This window comes from Streptomyces crystallinus (genome assembly GCF_039521265.1).
Classification (GTDB): domain Bacteria; phylum Actinomycetota; class Actinomycetes; order Streptomycetales; family Streptomycetaceae; genus Streptomyces; species Streptomyces crystallinus.
This window is the reverse complement of record NZ_BAAACA010000006.1, coordinates 189,021-203,814: the sequence shown is the minus strand read 5'-3', so window position 1 is coordinate 203,814 and position 14,794 is coordinate 189,021. Positions and strand designations below refer to the sequence as shown.

At 73.8% G+C, this 14,794-nt stretch carries 16 protein-coding genes; 13 read left to right on the top strand and 3 right to left on the bottom strand.

Features of this window, described 5'->3' with window-relative positions:
- Positions 1-11: 11 nt before the first annotated feature.
- Positions 12-1,409, bottom strand: coding sequence for a DUF6421 family protein (locus ABD236_RS04840; protein WP_344070477.1), 1,398 nt, complete (start codon positions 1,407-1,409; stop codon positions 12-14).
- Between the two features lie 372 nt (positions 1,410-1,781).
- On the opposite strand from ABD236_RS04840, the gene ABD236_RS04835 reads away from it, so the two are divergent.
- Complete coding sequence (locus ABD236_RS04835) at positions 1,782-2,465, top strand: glycerophosphodiester phosphodiesterase (protein ID WP_344070475.1); 684 nt, start codon at positions 1,782-1,784, stop codon at positions 2,463-2,465.
- Positions 2,466-2,477: 12 nt separating this feature from the next.
- On the opposite strand, the gene ABD236_RS04830 is transcribed toward ABD236_RS04835, so the two are convergent.
- A complete protein-coding gene (locus ABD236_RS04830; protein WP_344070473.1) occupies positions 2,478-3,020 on the bottom strand; it encodes a GNAT family N-acetyltransferase in 543 nt (180 codons plus the stop codon).
- Between the two features lie 88 nt (positions 3,021-3,108).
- Between ABD236_RS04830 and ABD236_RS04825 the strand changes: the two genes are divergently transcribed.
- The 7 genes from ABD236_RS04825 (at position 3,109) to ABD236_RS04795 (ending at position 9,006) form a co-directional block, all read left to right on the top strand.
- On the top strand, positions 3,109-3,495 hold the full coding sequence (locus tag ABD236_RS04825) for a VOC family protein (protein ID WP_344070471.1): 387 nt from the start codon (positions 3,109-3,111) through the stop codon (positions 3,493-3,495).
- Between the two features lie 148 nt (positions 3,496-3,643).
- Positions 3,644-4,216, top strand: a complete 573-nt coding sequence (locus ABD236_RS04820) for a DUF5134 domain-containing protein (protein WP_344070469.1) — start codon at positions 3,644-3,646, stop codon at positions 4,214-4,216.
- Positions 4,217-4,366: 150 nt separating this feature from the next.
- The gene (locus ABD236_RS04815; RefSeq protein WP_344070467.1) at positions 4,367-5,302 is read left to right on the top strand and encodes a M56 family metallopeptidase; all 936 of its coding nucleotides are present in this window, start codon (positions 4,367-4,369) and stop codon (positions 5,300-5,302) included.
- A gap of 70 nt (positions 5,303-5,372) precedes the next feature.
- Complete coding sequence (locus ABD236_RS04810; protein ID WP_344070465.1) at positions 5,373-6,065, top strand: phosphatase PAP2 family protein; 693 nt, start codon at positions 5,373-5,375, stop codon at positions 6,063-6,065.
- 33 nt (positions 6,066-6,098) lie between these two features.
- Complete coding sequence (locus ABD236_RS04805) at positions 6,099-6,833, top strand: HAD family hydrolase (RefSeq protein ID WP_344070463.1); 735 nt, start codon at positions 6,099-6,101, stop codon at positions 6,831-6,833.
- Positions 6,834-6,950: 117 nt separating this feature from the next.
- A complete protein-coding gene (locus ABD236_RS04800) occupies positions 6,951-7,568 on the top strand; it encodes a TetR/AcrR family transcriptional regulator (protein WP_344070461.1) in 618 nt (205 codons plus the stop codon).
- A gap of 70 nt (positions 7,569-7,638) precedes the next feature.
- Positions 7,639-9,006, top strand: a complete 1,368-nt coding sequence (locus ABD236_RS04795) for an FAD-dependent oxidoreductase (protein WP_344070459.1) — start codon at positions 7,639-7,641, stop codon at positions 9,004-9,006.
- 24 nt (positions 9,007-9,030) lie between these two features.
- On the opposite strand, the gene ABD236_RS04790 is transcribed toward ABD236_RS04795, so the two are convergent.
- Positions 9,031-9,378: an ArsR/SmtB family transcription factor gene (locus ABD236_RS04790; protein ID WP_344070457.1), complete on the bottom strand. Its 348-nt coding sequence runs from the start codon at positions 9,376-9,378 to the stop codon at positions 9,031-9,033.
- A gap of 104 nt (positions 9,379-9,482) precedes the next feature.
- Between ABD236_RS04790 and ABD236_RS04785 the strand changes: the two genes are divergently transcribed.
- From ABD236_RS04785 to ABD236_RS04765, 5 genes are all read left to right on the top strand, one after another.
- Entirely contained in the window at positions 9,483-10,586 is a 1,104-nt protein-coding gene (locus ABD236_RS04785) for an NADH:flavin oxidoreductase/NADH oxidase (RefSeq protein ID WP_344070455.1), read from the top strand.
- A 305-nt stretch (positions 10,587-10,891) separates the two neighbouring features.
- Entirely contained in the window at positions 10,892-11,980 is a 1,089-nt protein-coding gene (locus tag ABD236_RS04780; protein WP_344070453.1) for a WD40/YVTN/BNR-like repeat-containing protein, read from the top strand.
- A gap of 10 nt (positions 11,981-11,990) precedes the next feature.
- Positions 11,991-12,668 (top strand): uracil-DNA glycosylase, encoded by a 678-nt coding sequence (locus tag ABD236_RS04775; RefSeq protein WP_344070451.1) that lies wholly within the window; start codon positions 11,991-11,993, stop codon positions 12,666-12,668.
- Positions 12,665-13,744, top strand: a complete 1,080-nt coding sequence (locus ABD236_RS04770; protein WP_344070449.1) for an N-acetylglucosamine kinase — start codon at positions 12,665-12,667, stop codon at positions 13,742-13,744. Before ABD236_RS04775 ends, ABD236_RS04770 begins: the two co-directional genes overlap by 4 nt.
- Before the next feature lie 95 nt (positions 13,745-13,839).
- Complete coding sequence (locus ABD236_RS04765; protein WP_344070447.1) at positions 13,840-14,769, top strand: sirohydrochlorin chelatase; 930 nt, start codon at positions 13,840-13,842, stop codon at positions 14,767-14,769.
- Positions 14,770-14,794 lie beyond the last annotated feature (25 nt).

Below are 14,794 nucleotides of genomic sequence, written 5' to 3'. Positions count from 1 at the left end.
GGCACGTGTGCTCACGCGGCGACCCGCTCGGCGTTCGCCGCGGTGATCCCCTTGGTGGAGGCAATCACGTCCTTCAGCTTCTTGGCGAGCGCCTCAAAGAACATGCTCAGGGGAAACTCGTCCGCAAGCACGTCGTCCACGAGCTTGCGCGGCGGCAGCGTCAGGTCCAGGGCGTCCGGGCCCTTGGCCCAGCGCGAGCCCGGGTGCGGCGCCAGGTAGGTGGAGACCAGGTCGTACGCGGCGAACCAGTGCACCAGCTTCGGGCGGTCGATGCCGTCCCGGTAGAGCTTCTCGATCTCGGCGCAGAGCTGGTTGGTGACCTGGGGGGCCTGCTCCCAGTCGATGTGCAGCTTGTTGTCGGTCCAGCGCACCACGTCGTGCTTGTGCAGGTAGGCGAAGAGCAGCTGGCCGCCGAGGCCGTCGTAGTTGCGGTTGCGGTCGCCGGAGACCGGGAAGCGGAACATCCGGTCGAAGAGGACCGCGTACTGGACGTCGCGGCCGTGCGCGTTGCCCTCGGCCTCCAGCTTCACGGCCTCCTTGAAGGCGGTGAGGTCGCAGCGCAGCTCCTCCAGGCCGTACATCCAGAACGGCTGGCGCTGCTTGATCATGAAGGGGTCGAACGGCAGGTCGCCGTGGCTGTGGGTGCGGTCGTGGACCATGTCCCAGAGCACGAAGGCCTTCTCGCAGCGCTCCTGGTCGCCGACCATCGCGCGGATGTCCTCGGGCAGGTCGACACCGAGGATGTCGACGGCCGCCTCGGTGACCTTGCGGAAGCGCGCGGCCTCGCGGTCGCAGAAGATGCCGCCCCAGGTGAAGCGCTCGGGCGCCTCGCGCACGGCGATGGTCTCCGGGAAGAGGACGGCCGAGTGGGTGTCGTACCCGGAGGTGAAGTCCTCGAAGGCGATGCCGCAGAAGAGCGGGTTGTCGTAGCGGGTGGCCTCCAGCTCGGCCAGCCACTCGGGCCACACCATGCGCAGCACGACCGCCTCGAGGTTGCGGTCCGGGTTGCCGTTCTGCGTGTACATGGGGAAGACGACCAGGCGCTGCAGCCCGTCGGCGCGGTCCGCGGCCGGGTGGAAGGCGAGCAGCGAGTCCAGGAAGTCCGGCACGTCGAACGCGCTGTCGGCCCACTTGCGCAGGTCGGCGACGAGGGCCCGGTGGTAGGCGGCGTCGTGCGGCAACAGCGGCGAGAGCTCCTCGACCGCGCCCGCGATGCGCTCGACCACGGCCTCGACGGTGGCGCGGGCCGGTGCGCCCTCGGCGTCGAAGTCGATGGACCCGTCCTTGGACTGCCAGGGGCGGAACTCCTCGACGGAACTCTTGAGCACGGTCCAGGCAGGGTGCTCGACCACGGGCCGGTCGGCGATCGCGCCACCGGCAGCCACGTCCCGCACAAGAATTTCCGTCATGTCACTTCCTCCACAGGAGAACCTCGCGTCAAGACACCGTATCGGTGTTCGGTTACCCCGCTCAAGGGGGATCTCGGGAAATTATCCTGTGCGCCGTCACACAGGCCGCTGTTCTTCCTGCGAAGCTCCACCGGGGCGCACGGTTCTGCCACGGCGCAGACAGAGCGCTCCCTCGTGTCAAGGCGGCGGGGACGCGCCCACCTGCGAGTGATCCCTCAGATGCGCGCATGCCCCGTGGGGACCGGGCGGACACCTCCACCGCCTCCCGCGAGCCGGGGTCCATCGCGCGCCCCGGCGGTTAGGCTGCGGCACTGCCGCGTGCGCCCGGGACGGCCCGCGCGCACACCGCCGTCGACGGAAGCGAGGCCTGTCTTGACGTTCCTCACCATCGGTCATCGCGGGGTCATGGGTGTCGAGCCGGAGAACACCCTGCGTTCCTTCGTCCGCGCCGAACGCTCGGGCATGGACGTCATCGAGCTGGACCTGCACCTCAGCAAGGACGGCGCGCTCGTCGTGCTGCACGACGCCGACGTGGACCGCACCACGGACGGCAAGGGCCCGGTGGCCGACAAGACGATCGCCGAGCTGCGGGAGCTGGACGCCGGTCAGGGCGAGCGCATCCCGCTGTTCGAGGAGGTGCTGGACGCGGTCGGCTCGCCGCTCCAGGCCGAGATCAAGGACGTCAGGGCCGCCGACGAGCTCTCGCGCGTCATCGACGCGCGCGACGTGGTGGGCCGGGTCACCGTCTCCTCGTTCCACGACGAGGCGCTCGCGCGGATGGCGACCCTGGTGCCGGGGGTCCGCACGATCCTGGTCGCCAGTCACTGGGACGCCGACATCGTGGACCGCGCCACCCAGGTGGGCGCGCACGCCCTCTCGCTGGACATCCGCCGCCTCACCCTGGAGGACGTCGAACGGGCGCACGCCGCGTCCGTGCAGGTCATCGGCTGGGTGGTGAACACCCAGGACCATCTGCGGCTGGTGCGCGCGCTGGGGCTGGACGGCGCGACGACCGACTACCCGGAGATCCGCCGCACCGGCCGCTTCACGGCCTGAGCCCCGCGGGCACTAGACGAGCTCCTTCACCAGGAGCTCGAAGGCGAGGTCCGCGCGCTGCGGGATGCCGAAGCGCTCGTCGCCGTACGGGAAGGGCGTCAGCTCTCCCGTACGGCGGTAGCCGCGCCGCTCGTACCAGGCGATCAGCTCGTCCCGCACCGAGATCACCGTCATATGCATCTCGGTGACGCCCCAGGCCTCGCGCGCGGTGCGCTCCGCCGCGGCGATGATCTCCTTGCCGAGGCCGGCGCCCTGGAGCTCGGGGCGGACCGCGAACATCCCGAAGTAGGCCGCGTGGCCGCGGTGTTCGAGCTGGCAGCAGGCGACGATCCGGCCGTCGCGCTCGACCGTGAGCAGCCGGCTACCGGGCTTGCCGATCACCTGGCGCACCCCGTCCGGGTCGGTGCGCTGCCCCTGGAGGATGTCCGCCTCGGTGGTCCAGCCGACCCTGCTGGCGTCGCCGCGGTAGGCCGACTCGATGAGCGGCACCAGCTCCTCGACGTCGGCCTCGGTGGCGTCCCGGTAGCTCAGCTCGGTGGCGCGGGTGGTGTCCATGGCGAACGTTCTCCCCAATGCATCATGAAGTGGCGGGCGCACCCCGAGCCTAACCCCGCCCCGCCGGGCAGCCCCTACCCTGCTGAGCATGGTGCATGTGCTGAGCAGCAGGACCCTCCTGCGCCCCACCGACCCGGACCGCTCCCGCGCCTTCTACGGCGGGCAGTTGGGGCTCGCGGTCTACCGCGAGTTCGGTACGGGGCCGGAACGCGGCACGGTCTACTTCCTCGGCGGCGGCTTCCTGGAGGTGTCCGGCCGCGCCGAGGCGCCCCCCTCCCCCGGGCTGCGGCTGTGGCTCCAGGTGGCGGACGCGGCCGAGGCGCACGAGGAGCTGACCGGACGCGGGGTGGAGATCCTGCGGCCCCCGGTGCGCGAGCCCTGGGGGCTGGTGGAGATGTGGCTCCAGGACCCGGACGGGGTGCGGATCGTGGTGGTCGAGGTGCCCGCCGACCATCCGCTGCGCTTCCGTCCCTGAGCGCCGCCTCCGAACCTTTGGCCGCAGGTGGTTCGACGCCACGTGAGCCCCTCGCGCGCCCCCTTGTGTGTCCTTGCGCCCGCGTGCGCGACGGCCGGTACGGGAATCGACTCCTCGGCGGGGCTCGGGTCGAGCGGGGAGGTGGGCCATGCACGGAACCGCGCTGTCCGGCTGGCTGCTCGTGGCGGTCTGCACGGCCACCGGTGCGTACTGCCTGCTGCGGCTGCGCAGCGACTGCGCACGCGCGCGCAGTTCGGCCGGGGGCGAGGCGGTGATGGGCTTCGGCATGGCCGCGATGGCCGTCCCGGCCGCGTTCGCGGAGCCGCCCTCCTGGCTCCTCGCCGGGTACGCGGGCGTCTTCGCGGCGGCGGCGCTCCGGGCCGGCTGGCTCGCCCGCGCGCGCGAGAACGGCGGCGGGCACCACCTCCACCATGTGATCGGCTCGCTGGCCATGGTCTACATGGCGCTGGCGATGAGCGCCCCGGGCGGCCACACGGCGCACGAGGGCCACCCAGGAGCCGCGGGCGGCGTCCCGCTGGTCACCGGAGCACTGCTCGTCTACTACGTGGGCTACGTCCTCACCACGGGCGCGCGGCTGCTGCCCGCCGCCGTGACGCCACGCGGCGGCGGCACGCTCGCCTGGCGCGCGCGGCCCGAACTCACCCTCGCCTGCCGGTTGTCGATGGGGATCGCCATGCTGGCGATGCTGCTCGCGCTCTGACGTGCGGCGGGCCCGCCCCCGCCGTCCGCCCGTGGTTCTCCTGGCGTCCACCCGCCGGAGGCCGCCGCCGACCGTGATCAAAACGTGGCGTGCGTCACTTGACGTACGAGGTCATACCTATGAGGACGGCCCCGCTCATAGGCTGAAGCCATGATGGTCTCCCTCGCGCTGCTGGCGCTCGGCGTCGTGTCCGCCGTGGTGGCCCCGCGCCTGTTCGCGCGCGCCCACTGGGCCGAGCGCGAGCCGGTGGTGGCGCTGTGGGTCTGGCAGTGCGTGGTGGCGGCGGTGCTGCTGTGCTTCGCGCTGGCGATGGTCTTCAGCGCGGCGGCGGCCTGGCAGACGGTACGGGGGCAGGTGTTCGCGGCCGCCCCGCGCGCGGTGATCGACGCCTATGCGCTCGGCCCGTACGGCCCGTGGTCGGCCGCGCTCGCGGTGCTGCTCTTCTGCGGCGGCGCCTGGACGGCCGCGATGCTCACCCGGGAGGTCCGCGAGGCGCGGGCGCGGCGCCGGGCACGGCGTTCGGAGCTGCTGGTGCGCGCGCCGCTGCTGCCCGGCGAGGAGCCCGGCGGGGCGCCGCTGGTGGTCCTGGAGGCGCAGCGCCCGGACGCCTGGTGGCTGCCCGGGCCCAGCCCCCAACTGGTCATCACCACCGCGGCACTCCGGCGCCTCAAGGGCCGTCAGCTCGACGCGGTGCTCGCCCATGAGCAGGGCCACGCGCGCGCCCGCCACCACTGGCTGCTGCACTGCTCGGCCGCGCTGGCCAACGGCTTTCCCGGGATCCCGGTGTTCGCTGCCTTCCGGGACGAGATGCACCGGCTGGTCGAGCTGGCCGCCGACGACGTCGCCTCGCGGCGCTACGGACGGCTGACGATCGCGCTCGCGCTGGTCGAACTCAACGAGGACCGGGGCCTGTTCGGGCCCTGCCCGGCCCCGCACGGAGAGGTCCCGCAGCGCGTGAAGCGGCTGCTGGCGGCCTCGCCGCGGCTCAAGCCGGTGCACCGGCTGCGACTGACGGCGGCGGCCGCCCTGGTCCCGGTGGTCCCGCTGCTGGTCGCCTTCGTGCCGGGCCTGCGCGCCCTCGGCTGACCCGCGCCGACGACCCGTCGCACCGCAGCCACCGCAGCCGCAGCCGCAGCGAGGATCGAGGATCGAGTCCATGCCCGTCGCACCCCCGCCGGCCCGCGTCCCCGCCCGCGTCACCGGTACGGCGCGGGCGGGCGTGGCCCTGGCGGCCCTCTCCGGCCTCCTGCTGGCCCTCGTGGCGGCCGAGTGGGGCCCGCTGGTGTCCCTGGACCGTACGGTCGCCGACGGGCTCCACAGACGGGCCGTGGCCGAGCGGGGCTTCACCCATGTCAACCGGGTGCTCACCGACTGGGTCTGGGACACCTGGACGATGCGCGCCCTGCTGGCGGCCGTGGTCGTCACCCTCTTCGTACGGGGCGCCCGGCGCCCGGCTCTGTGGGCGGCGGCGACGAGCGCGCTGGGCACCTTCGTCCAGCAGGGCCTGAAGGCGGCGCTCGGGCGGGAGCGGCCCAGTTGGCCGGATCCCGTCGATTCCGCGTCGTACGCGGCCTTCCCGTCGGGCCACGCGCTCACCGTGACGGTGACATTCGGCCTCCTGCTGTGGCTGGCCACCGCTCTTGGCGCACGCCCGGCGGTCCGGCGGGCGGTCGCCGCGGCGGGTGCCGTCTCGGTGCTCGGGGTGGGCTTCACCCGCGTCTATCTCGGCGTCCACTGGCTCTCGGACGTGGTCGGCGGCTGGCTGATCGGCGCGGCCCTCGTGGCGCTCTCGGCGGCGGCGTACGCGGGACAGGGCGCGAACCGGCCGCGCCCCGCCGACAGGGCTTGAACCGGCCAGGGGCCGAAGGGAAGGATCGCGGCCATGGCGATCAAGGGTGTGCTGTTCGACTTCTCCGGGACGCTCTTTCGCGTCCAGTCCACGCGCGACTGGCTCGACGCCGTCCTCGACGAGAGAGGCGTCGCGCTTCCCGAGAGCCAACGAACCCGGCTCGCCGAGGAGTTGACGTCCGCCGGGGCACTGCCGGGCGGCGCGGACCCGTCGCACGTGCCGGCGCGGCTGGCGGAGCTCTGGGCGACCCGCGACCGCAGCGCCGAACGCCACCGCGCCGCCTACACGGGGCTCTCGAAAACGGTGGCGCTGCCCGATCCGCAGTTGCACACCGCGCTCTACGAACGGCATATGACACCGGCCGCCTGGCAGCCCTACCCCGACGCCCGGACCGTCCTGGAAGGGCTACGGGAGAGGGGCGCGCGCGTGGCGGTGGTCAGCAACATCGGCTGGGACCTGCGGCCGGTCTTTCGCGCCCATGACCTGCACGAACTGGTGGACGCGTATGTCCTGTCGTACGAGCACGGCGTGCAGAAGCCGGACGTACGGCTGTTCCGGACGGCCTGTGAGGCGATCGGACGGGAGCCCGGCGAGGTGCTGATGGTGGGCGACGACCGCCGGGCCGACGGCGGCGCCGCGGCCCTGGGCTGCGCCGTCCACTTCGTGGACCATCTGCCGGTCCTGGAGCGGCCGGACGGGCTCGGCGGCGTCCTGGACCTCGTCGACCTGGAGGGAGCGGGGCAGCCGGGAGCCGCCCCTCCTGGGTGATCCCCCGCGTCACCCAGAAAGGACAGCGAATCCGCAGGCCAGAACCCACGACAGGGGTTCCCGCACACGGTGACCTGAGTATATTGGCTCAGAGCCAGTCAACGCAGGAGTTACAGCATGTCCCCGCGCAGCGCATCGGTCAATGAAGAGTTGCGCCGACGTTCCCGTGAGCGGCTGCTCCAGGCGACAGTCGAGTTGGTGGCGGAGCGCGGCTACGAGGCGACCACCCTCGGCGACATCGCCGACCGGGCCGGCTCGGCCCGCGGTCTGGTCTCGTACTACTTCCCCGGCAAGCGCCAGCTGCTCCAGTCGGCCGTCCACCGGGTGATGCACCTGGCCCTCCAGGCGGGCCTGGAGCAGGAACCGCGCACCGAGGACGGCCGGGAGCTGCTGGCCCGCGCCATCGACGCCATACTGGGCCTCACCGAGGTCCACCCCGTGCTGATGCGGGCCCACATGGCCGGGATCCTCCAGGCCGAGGGGTTCGTGCAGTGCCCCGAGCAGCAGCGGCTCTCCTGGCTGCTGCGGGACACCATGGAGCGGTACGGCTCGACGGACGTGGACGCCGACTACCCGATGCTGCGCGCCCTCCTGATGGGCGCGGTCTTCGCGGCGCTGCTGCCCGGCGCGCCCATGGAGGTGCCCCGGCTGCGGGCCGAGCTGTTCCAGCGGTTCGGGCTCGAATGGGAGCTCGGCGATCCGCCGCCGCAGGGGAAACCGCTCGCCGTCCCCTGACGCCGCGCGCGCCCCGGTGCGATGCTGGAGTCCCCTGGTGGGATCCTCCTGCGGGAAGGGAGCACCCTTCGTGCTGCGCATCGCCGTCGTCGGTTCCGGGCCGAGCGGGGTCTACACCGCCCAGTCCCTGGTCACCCAGAGCACGGTCCCGGGGCTGCGGGTCGACGTCCTGGACCGGCTGCCCTGCCCGTACGGACTGGTGCGCTACGGGGTGGCGCCGGACCACGAGAAGATCAAGTCGCTCCAGAACAACCTGCGGAGCGTCCTGGAGGACGAGCGGATCAACTTCCTCGGGCACGTCGAGATCGGCCCGGGCGGCCTCTCCCCGGAGCGGCTGCTGCGGCTGTACCACGCGGTGGTGTACTGCGTGGGCGCGTCCGCCGACCGCCGCCTCGGCATCCCCGGCGAGGACCTGCCGGGCAGCTGCTCGGCCACCGACTTCGTCGCCTGGTACAGCGCCCATCCCGACGCCCCGGCGGGCGGCTTCTCCCTCGAATGGCTCACCGCCCGCTCGGCCGTGGTCATCGGCGCGGGCAACGTGGCGGTCGACGTGGCCCGCATCCTGTCGCGCGGCGCCGACGAGCTGCGCCCCACCGACGTGCCGCACGCGGCGCTGGGCGCGCTGGCCGGGAGCCGGGTGCGCGAGGTGCACATGGTCGCCCGGCGCGGCCCCTCACAGGCGAAGTTCACCACCAAGGAGCTGCGCGAGCTGGGCGCGCTGCCGGGCGCCGAAGCCGTGGTGGACGCCGCCGAACTGGCCCTGGACCCGGCCTGCGCGGACCCCTCGGCGCTGCCCGCGGCCGTGCGCCGCAACGTCGAGGTGCTGCGCGGCTGGGCGGCGCCGGAGCGCGCGCCGCGCGGGCTGGAGCGCACGCTGCGGCTGCGCTTCTTCCTGCGCCCGGTGGAGATCCTGGAGCGGGACGGGCGGGTGGGCGGCGTCCGGTTCGAGCACACCGCCCCGGACGGCGCCGGGGGTGTGCGCGGCACCGGCACGTACGAGGAGATCGAGGCGCAGCTGGTGCTGCGGGCGGTCGGCTATCTGGGCGTGCCGCTGGCGGGCCTGCCGTTCGACCCGTCGACGGGCACGGTCCCGCACACGGCCGGACGCGTCCTGCGCGACGGCGCGCCCTCGCCCGGCGAGTACGTGGCGGGGTGGATCAAGCGCGGCCCGACCGGCGTGATCGGCACCAACCGCCCGTGCGCCAAGGAGACGGTGACCTCGCTCCTGGAGGACGCCGAGGCGCTGTCGCGGCGGCCCGTCGAGGGCGAGCCCGTGGACGCCATGCGGGCGGCGGGGCTGCGGCCCGTGCAGTGGCGCGGCTGGCAGGACATCGAGCTGGCGGAGGCGGCGCTGGGGCAGTCGCTGGGCCGGGGCTCGGTGAAGATCGCCGACTGGGAGGGGCTGCTGGCGGCGGCGCTGGGCGGGCGCGAGGGCTGAGCGGCACCGAGGGCTGAGCGGGGCTCAGCCGCCGAGGCGGGCCCCCTGGAGCCCGGCGGCCTCCAGGATCCGGTCGAACAGGCCGGGGAAGAGCTCCTCCAGGTCGGTGCGGCGCAGCCCGTTCATCTTGGCGGTGCCCCGGTAGACCTGGCGGATGACGCCGCTCTCGCGCAGCACCCGGAAGTGGTGCGTGGTCGTGGACTTGGTCACCGGCAGGTCGAAGTCCGAGCAGGAGAGCTCGCCCTCGGCTGCCGCGAGCTCGCGGACCACCCGCATCCGGACGGGGTCGGAGAGCGCGTGCAGCACCGTCTCCAGACGGATCTCCTCGCGCGCCGGATGGTCGAGTTCGCGCTTGCTCGTGGCTGTGGACACGCGTCCATTGTACGAGAACCATCGTAGTTTGACATCTGCCGTACTACGATGCGTATCGTACGAAGCGAACGCGGCGCCTCCCCGTGGTGCCGCGGCCGTGGTGAATGGAGTCTGCCGTGTCTGGTGCGAGTGCCCTGTTCGAGCCCTACAGCCTGCGGTCGCTGACCATCCCGAACCGGATCTGGATGTCACCGATGTGCCAGTACAGCGCCGAGGTGTCCGGCCCGGACGCCGGCGTCGCCAACGACTGGCACTTCGCCCACTACGCGGCCCGCGCGACCGGCGGCACCGGCCTGATCCTCGTCGAGGCCACCGCGGTGAGCCCCGAGGGCCGGATCTCCCCCGCGGACCTCGGCATCTGGAACGACACCCAGGTCGAGGCGCTGCGCCGGATCGTCCGCTTCCTGGAGGAGCGGGGCACGGTCCCCGGCATCCAGATAGCCCACGCGGGCCGCAAGGCCTCGACCGACCGGCCCTGGCGCGGCGGCGCCCCGATCGCCCCGGACGCCGAGGAGGGCTGGCGGCCGGCGGGCCCGAGCCCGGTGCCGTTCAGCGACCGGCACACCGTACCGGCCGAGCTGACGGCCGATCAGATCAAGGACATCGTGGGGCAGTTCGGCGACGCGGCGCGGCGTGCGCGGGCGGCCGGGTTCAAGGTCGTCGAGATCCATGGCGCCCACGGCTATCTGATCGGCGAGTTCCTCTCCCCGCACTCCAACAAGCGCACCGACGCGTACGGCGGCTCGTTCGAGAACCGCACGCGCCTGGCGCTCGAAGTCGTCGACGCCGTACGGGCCGAGTGGCCCGAGGAGCTGCCGCTGTTCTTCCGGATCTCGGCCACCGACTGGCTGGACGAGGGCGGCTGGACCGTCGACGACACCGTGCGCTTCGCGGGGCTGCTCAAGGAGCACGGCGTGGACCTCCTCGACGTGTCGAGCGGCGGCAACGTCTCGGGCATCCGCATCCCGGTGGGGCCCGGCTACCAGGCGCCGTTCGCGGCCCGGGTCAAGCGGGAGACGGCGCTGCCCGTCGGCGCCGTCGGTCTGATCACCGAGCCCGCCCAGGCCGAGAAGCTCCTGGCGAACGGCGAGGCGGACGCGATCCTGCTCGGCCGGGAGCTGCTGCGCGACCCCTCCTGGGCCCTTCGGGCCGCCCGCGAGCTGGACGGCGGCGTGCAGGTTCCGGACCAGTACGGCTGGGCGATCTGAGCGCCTGGATTCGGCCGTGCCCCGCCCGGCGAGGAAGGCGGCCTCGGCGGGGAGCCGGGGACCCGGAGATGCGCGGACCCGGGGACCCGGTGACGTGCCCGGTCATGTCCGCTCCGCTCTCGTACGGGTGAACGCGGCCGGGGCGCGGTCCCCGGGGGCCGCTCGGCACGGACAGGTTCGGCCCACCCCTCGTGAGACCCTCCCACGCCCGGTGACCTGCGTGGACGCCATCTGCGGGGGCCGCTGTCAGTGGTCGGGTGCAGACTGGCGACTATCCGGGACAACGGCGTTTTGGAGGGGTCGCGATGACCGAGGTACTGCTCACTGTGGGGACGCGCAAGGGACTGTTCATCGGCCGCAGAACGGGCGGCGAATGGCGCTTCGACGGTCCGCACTTCAACGCCCAGGCGGTCTACTCGATCGCGATCGACACCCGGCGAGCGGTCCCCCGGCTGCTCGTCGGCGGGGACAGCGCGCACTGGGGGCCCTCCGTCTTCCGCTCGGACGACCTGGGCGCGACCTGGGTGGAGCCACCCCAACCGGCCGTGAAATTCCCCGAGTTCACCGGGAGGTCGCTGGAGCGGGTATGGCAGCTGCACCCGGCGGGCCCGGAGGCCCCCGACGTGGTCTACGCGGGCACGGAGCCGGCCGCGCTGTTCCGCTCCGAGGACGGCGGCGAGAGCTTCGCGCTGGTCCGGCCGCTGTGGGAGCACCCGACGCGCTCGCAGTGGGTGCCGGGCGGCGGCGGTGAGGGCCTGCACACCATCGTCACCGATCCCCGGGACGCCCGGGCGGTGACGGTGGCGGTGTCCACGGCCGGGGTGTTCCGCACCCGGGACGGCGGCGAGAGCTGGGAGCCCGCCAACAAGGGCGTCTCGGCGGTGTTCCTGCCCGACCAGCACCCCGAGTTCGGCCAGTGCGTGCACAAGATCGCGCAGGACGCGGCCGACCCCGACCGGCTGTTCCTCCAGAACCACTGGGGGGTCTACCGCAGCGACGACGGCGGCGGGCGCTGGCAGGACATCGGCGAGGGCCTGCCGTCCACCTTCGGGTTCGCCGCCGCGACCCACCCCCGCCGCCCCGACACCGCCTACGTCTTCCCGATCACGGCCGACTCGGACCGGGTCCCGGCCGAGAACAAGTGCCGGGTCTTCCGTACGGAGGACGGCGGCCGCACCTGGGAGCCGCTGTCGGCCGGACTGCCCTCCCAGGCGCACTACGGGACGGTGCTGCGCGACGCCCTGTGCACCGACGACGCCGACCCGGCGGGCGTCTACTTCGGCAACCGCAACGGCGAGGTGTACGCGAGCGCGGACGACGGCGACACCTGGAGCCTGCTCGCCTCGCACCTGCCCGATGTGCTCTGCGTACGGGCGGCGGTGATCCGCCAGTAGAGTGACGGCCGTGGCAGCACGACCGTTGAAAGAGATCGTCGAGCCCGGGTGGGCGGACGCTCTGGAGCCCGTGGCCGGAAAGGTCGCCTCGATGGGCGACTTCCTCCGCCAGGAGATCGCCCAGGGGCGCACCTACCTCCCGGCGGGACAGCATGTGCTGCGGGCCTTCCAGCAGCCGTTCCAGGACGTACGGGTCCTGATCGTGGGCCAGGACCCCTATCCGACGCCGGGTCACGCCGTGGGACTCTCCTTCTCGGTCGCCCCCGAGGTGCGTCCGCTGCCGGGCAGCCTGGAGAACATCTTCCGCGAGCTGCACACCGACCTGGGGCTGCCCAGGCCCTCCAACGGCGATCTGACGCCCTGGACCCAGCAGGGCGTCCTCCTCCTGAACAGGGCGCTGACCACCGCGCCCCGCAAGCCCGCCGCGCACCGCGGCAAGGGCTGGGAGGAGGTCACCGAGCAGGCGATCCGCGCACTGGTCGCGCGCGGCACCCCGCTGGTCTCGGTGCTGTGGGGGCGCGACGCCCGCAATCTGCGCCCGCTGCTCGGCGAGCTCCCGGCGATCGAGTCCGCGCACCCCTCGCCGATGTCGGCGGACCGGGGCTTCTTCGGGTCGCGGCCGTTCAGCCGCGCCAACGACCTGCTGGTCCGCCAGGGCGCGCAGCCGGTCGACTGGCGTCTGCCGTGACGGACGGCGGCGGCACCTGGGTGCTCGGGGTCGACTCGGGCGGCTCCGGCGTGCGGTTCGCGCTCGGCCGCGCCGAAGAGGGCTCCCCGGCCGAGGTGTCGGCGTCGGACGAGCCGGTACGGACGGGGCGCACCGGGATCGACGCGGGACACCTGCTAGGCCAACTGGTGCCCGCCGCCATGGAGTTGCTGGGCCGGGTCGGCGCGGACCGGGTGGCCGCGGTGGCCGTGGGCGCCGCCGGGATGGCCTCGCTCGGCGACGACCTGCGGGCCAAGCTGCCCCCGGGGCTGGCCGGCGCGTTCGGGGTGCGGCGCGTGGCGCTGGCCGCCGACGCGGTGACGGCGTACGCGGGAGCGCTCGGCCAGCGGCCCGGCGCGGTGGTCGCCGCGGGCACCGGGATGATCGCGCTCGGCACGGATCTGACGCGGTGGCGGCGGGCCGACGGCTGGGGCCATCTGCTCGGCGACTGCGGCGGCGGCGCCTGGATCGGCCGCGCGGGCCTGGAGGCGGCGATGCGCGCCCACGACGGGCGGCGCGGCGGCTCGGCCGCGCTGCTGGCGCGGGCCGAGGCGCTGTTCGGCCCCGCGCCGGAGCTGCCCGGGCTGCTGTATCCGCGTACCGACCGGCCCGCGATGCTGGCGGCGTTCGCACCCGAGGTGGCGCGCTGCGCCGGGTCCGACCCGGTCGCGGGCGCGATCCTTCGGGAGGCGGCCCGCGGCATCGCCGAGTCGGCGGCGGCGGTGTGCCCCGGCGGGCGCGCGGTAACGCCCGGAGCCGGTGCGGCCGATGGCGAGAACGCGGGCGCGGCACGGGGCGTGACCGCCGACACAGCACGTGGCGAAAGTGTGAGCGAATGCGAAGTGGCGCTCACCGGTGGCCTGTTCCGCATCGGCGACCCGCTGCTCGTTCCCGTACGGGAGGAGCTCGCCGCCCTGTCACCGAGTGCGCGCACCGTGCCCGCGGCGGGAGATCCGCTCGCCGGAGCCCTGCTGATCGCCTCGGCGCTGGCCCGCGACGAGCTGCGACTGCCGCACCATCCACGCATGTTGTGGGTCACGACAGAGCAGGACACTTGAGGGCAATGTCACTCCGGGGATAAATACGGACAGATACCGCTCACCTGACCCCTACCCGAACAGCCGCGCCCGCAAAGCCAGTAGCATGCGGCGCCATGAGCTCCCCCACTGGGCCCGTATCCGGCCTGCCTGTACGAATGCCGCGACCCCGCCAGCCCGGGCGGCACCGCCGCCCGGAGCCGGTGGTCGCTCCCGAGGGCGCGCCCGCGCTCGTTCTCGCCGTTCCCGGTACCCCCTCCCCCGCCGTGCGCGCCCTGGCGGAGGAAGTCATCAGCATCGCGCGCTCCGAGCTCCCCGGCCTCGACGCCCGGATCGGCTACCTGGACGGCGCCGACGACGCCGCCCTGGAGTTCCCCCCGCTCGACGCCGTGCTCGCGCACACCGCCGCCGAGCGCACCGCCCGCTATGAGCAGGCCCGTGCCGCCGGTCAGGACGTCGCCGCGCCCGACGGCCCCGCCGCCGTCGTCGTGCCGCTGCTCGCGGGCCCCGACAGCGCGCTGATCCGCCGGGTGCGCCAGGCCGTCATGGACAGTCGCGCCGCCGCCGAGCTGACCGACGTCCTCGGCCCGCACCCGCTGCTCGCCGAGGCCCTCCACGTGCGCCTCTCCGAGGCCGGTCTGGCCCGCGCCGACCGCGCCCGGCTGTTCACGGTCGCCACCGCCGCCGACGGCATCATCCTGGCGACGGTCGGCGGCGAGGAGGCCGTGCAGGCGGCCGGGATCACCGGCATGCTGCTGGCGGCCCGGCTGGCCGTGCCCGTGATGGCCGCCGCGCTGGACCAGGAGGGCTCGATCGCCGCCATGGCCGAGCAGCTGCGCGGCTCCGGCTCGGCGCAGCTCGCGGTCGCCCCGTACCTGATCGGCCCCGAGGTCGCGGACGGTCTGCTCGACGCCGCCGCCAAGGAGGCCGACTGCCTCGCCGCCGAGCCGCTCGGCGCCTACCCGGCGATCGGCAAGCTCGTGCTGTCGCAGTACGCGGCCGCGCTGGGCATCACGCCGCAGCCGCAGGGCTCCCCGGTGCACTGACGCGGACACGACGCGAAGGGGCCCG